The sequence below is a fragment of the Bradyrhizobium sp. genome (assembly GCF_049581145.1).
GTDB lineage: Bacteria > Pseudomonadota > Alphaproteobacteria > Rhizobiales > Xanthobacteraceae > Bradyrhizobium.
The window spans coordinates 1-3047 of the sequence record NZ_JBAURI010000562.1; the positions used below are offsets into that span (position 1 = coordinate 1).

Annotated in this window: 3 protein-coding genes and 1 pseudogene; 3 read left to right on the plus strand and 1 reads right to left on the minus strand. The window is 65.6% G+C overall.

Features of this window, described 5'->3' with window-relative positions; genetic code table 11:
• On the minus strand, window positions 1–1321 hold a 1321-nt coding region (gene mdoH, locus WCB02_RS18560), incomplete at its 3' end, for a glucans biosynthesis glucosyltransferase MdoH (RefSeq protein WP_423960228.1).
• Window positions 1322–1399: 78 nt separating this feature from the next.
• Here mdoH and WCB02_RS18565 point away from each other — a divergent pair.
• From WCB02_RS18565 to WCB02_RS18575, 3 genes and pseudogenes are all read left to right on the plus strand, one after another.
• Window positions 1400–2395 carry a zinc-dependent alcohol dehydrogenase gene (locus WCB02_RS18565; protein WP_423960230.1) on the plus strand — a complete coding sequence of 332 codons (996 nt, stop codon included), beginning with the start codon at window positions 1400–1402 and terminating at the stop codon, window positions 2393–2395.
• A gap of 9 nt (window positions 2396–2404) precedes the next feature.
• Window positions 2405–2806, plus strand: a complete 402-nt coding sequence (locus tag WCB02_RS18570; protein ID WP_423960231.1) for a 6-pyruvoyl trahydropterin synthase family protein — start codon at window positions 2405–2407, stop codon at window positions 2804–2806.
• Window positions 2803–3047, plus strand: a pseudogene (locus tag WCB02_RS18575) (glycosyltransferase family 1 protein); the annotation flags it as partial. The gene WCB02_RS18570 and the pseudogene WCB02_RS18575, both read left to right, overlap by 4 nt.

Below are 3047 nucleotides of genomic sequence, written 5' to 3' on the forward strand. Positions count from 1 at the left end.
GCAGAACATGGATCGCGCTTGCGATCTTCGGTGAAAACCACATCACCAGCACGCACACGAACAGCGCGATGCCTGCGTCGGGACGAATGAAGCTTGCGGGTGTCTCGGCGCATGCGGCGGCCAGCGTGCCCAAAACGAGCAACCCGATCCAGGCCGGCGAGCCGATGAACATCAGGATCGCCAGCACCAACTGGTAGCGGCTGACTGGCTTGAGGCCGGGCAGCGTGAGGAAACGCCAATATTGCATGTTGCCCTGGCACCAGCGCAGATCGCGGCGGATGAACTCGATCAGGGTCGGCGGATTTTCCTCCCAGCCCAGATCCTCCTGCGGCAAGACGCGCACGTCATAGCCCGCGGCGCGCATCAGCACCGCCTCGATCTGGTCGTGGCTGAGAACGTGGCGCTCTTCTTCTCCCGCCCGAGACAGGATCGGAAGCTCGCAATGGGCGATAAAGGGTTTGAGTCGCAGCGCCGCGTTGTGACCCCAATAGGGCCCGCAATCGCCCTGCCACCATGCGCTGCCGATGGTGTAGGACCGCATCCCGAGCCGCATGCCGAACTGGAACATGCGTGCGAACGCGCTGGTCGAGGGGAGACCGACAACCAGGCCCTGGAGAATGCCCAAATTCGGATTGGCCTGCATGATGCGGACGAGGCGGAGGATGGCATCGGCCGTCATGACGCTGTCGGCATCGAGCGTGACCGCAAAGTCATGCAGGGCGCCCCAGCGCTCGCAGAATTCGCGGATGTTGCCGGCCTTGTAGGCGGTATTGACGCCGCGTCGCCGATAGGTGATCGCCACGCGGCCGCGCCAACGCGACATCAAGGCCGCGAACAACGCCTCCTCGTTTCCTGCGATCTGCGCGTCGCTGGTGTCGCTGAGGAGGTAGAGATGAAAACGCGCGGCGCAGCCGGCGGCGTCAAGGCCCGCGAGCATCGGCTCGAGGTTGCGGATCATCCGCTCGGCCAGTTCGTTGCGGATGCACAGCAGGATCGCGGTCGACGCGGTCACCGGCTCGTCGCCGCGGATTTCCGCGACCATCGGCATCACTGCGGCAATCGGGTCAGCACTCAAACGCATGATCAGAAACCCGATCACGGCGTTCCAGAACCCCGCCACCATCCAGGGCAGCGTCACCCCGAACAGCACGAGCAGCGCAACGTCAACCGGGTCGAAGCCGCCCGGCGACAATGCCAGCGCGGCAAGCGCCAGCGATCCCGCCATGGTCGCCGCGAACAGAACGGCGAACAGCATCCGGCGGCCGGCAAGATTGCTTCCGGCGTCGAGCTCGACGACGTCAGCTGGCAGGCGCTCCAACATCTAGCTTATCCCCCAAGAGACAGACTGGACCGAATGCTATAACACGACAGCCGGAGAGTCATTCCAACCGGGGAACGAATGCGATTGCCGACACGACGGACCGACGAAATAGCTCACGCGCTGTGGTACAGCCGGCCCGGACAAGCCGAGCTCCGGCAGGAAAATCTCGCTCCCCCCGGCGCGGACGAAGTCCGCGTGCGCGCGCAGTTTGGTGCGCTCAGCCGCGGCACCGAGGCGCTGGTGTTCGGTGGCCGCGTACCCGAAAGCGAAGTTCGGCGGATGCGCGCGCCTTTCATGGAAGGCGCGTTTCCGTTTCCGGTCAAATATGGCTATGCCACGGTCGGCCGGATCGAAGGTGGCCCCAAAGCCCAGCTCGGGCGCCTGGTGTTCACGCTCCATCCGCATCAGGATCTATTCAACATCCCCGCGAGCGCGGCCATCGCGCTGCCGGATGACCTTCCGCCCGAACGCGCAGTGCTGGCCGCCAATATGGAGACCGCGCTCAATGCGGTCTGGGACGCGGCGCCCGGCCCGGCGGACCGCATCGCGGTGGTCGGCGCCGGCACAGTCGGCGCGCTGGTCGCGTATTTATGCGGCAGACTGCCGGGCGCGGAGGTGACGCTGGTCGACATCAATCCGGCGCGCAGGGAATTGGCGCGCGCTCTCGGTGTTCATTTTGCAGGACCCGAAGCGGCAAAGGGTGACTGTGATCTCGTCGTTCACGCCAGTGGCCATCCGGCCGGACTTGACACCGCGCTTGCGCTCGCAGGCGACGAGGCCACCGTGCTTGAATTGAGCTGGTACGGCAACGCAGCGGTGACGGCGTCACTCGGCGGCGCCTTTCACAGCCGGCGGCTGCGTCTGGTCTCGAGCCAGGTCGGCCGCATTGCGCCATCGCACCGGCCGCGATGGACGCATGGAAGACGGCTCGCCGCTGCACTCGCTCTGCTGGCCGATGCGCGACTCGACGCCCTGCTGGCGCCGGCGGTTGCGTTTCACGATCTGGCGCGGCGGTTGCCCGACATTCTCGATGCCGGCAGCGGCATCCTCTGTCAACTCATTACCTACCCCTGAGGTGCTCCCATGTTCGCTGTTGAAGTTCGCGACCACATCATGATCGCGCATTCGTTCCGCGGCGCCGTATTCGGGCCGGCACAGGCGCTGCATGGCGCGACCTTTGTCGTCGATGCGGCCTTTCTGGCCGAGACGCTCGACGGCAACGGGATCGTCATCGACATCGGCCGCGCCCATGACGCGCTCAAGGCGGTGCTCGCCCCCCTGAACTATCGCAATCTCGACGATGTGCCCGAATTCAGCGGTCGCAACACCACCACCGAATTCCTCACCAAACATATCTTCGACGCTCTGGCGAACAATGCCCGCGCCAGCGAGCTCGGTCGCGACGGCCGCGAACTCAAGGCGATCCGCGTGACCATCTCCGAGTCCCATGTCGCGCGGGCCTGGTACGAGGCCAATTTGTGGTGAAGTGCCTTGCGTTCGCGGTGCCCGGTGATCTTGCGTCCCTGACCGGCGGCTATGCCTATGACCGGCGCATGATGGCCGAACTCGGCGAGCTCGGCTGGCAAATCGATCTCCTCGACCTGGGAGATGGTTTTCCCGCACCTGACGACGCGACGCGTGCGGCGGCACGGGCGCGGCTGCTGGCCGTGCCGGCCGGCCGCCCCATCATCATTGACGGGCTGGCGCTCGGCGTGCTGCCGGAGGC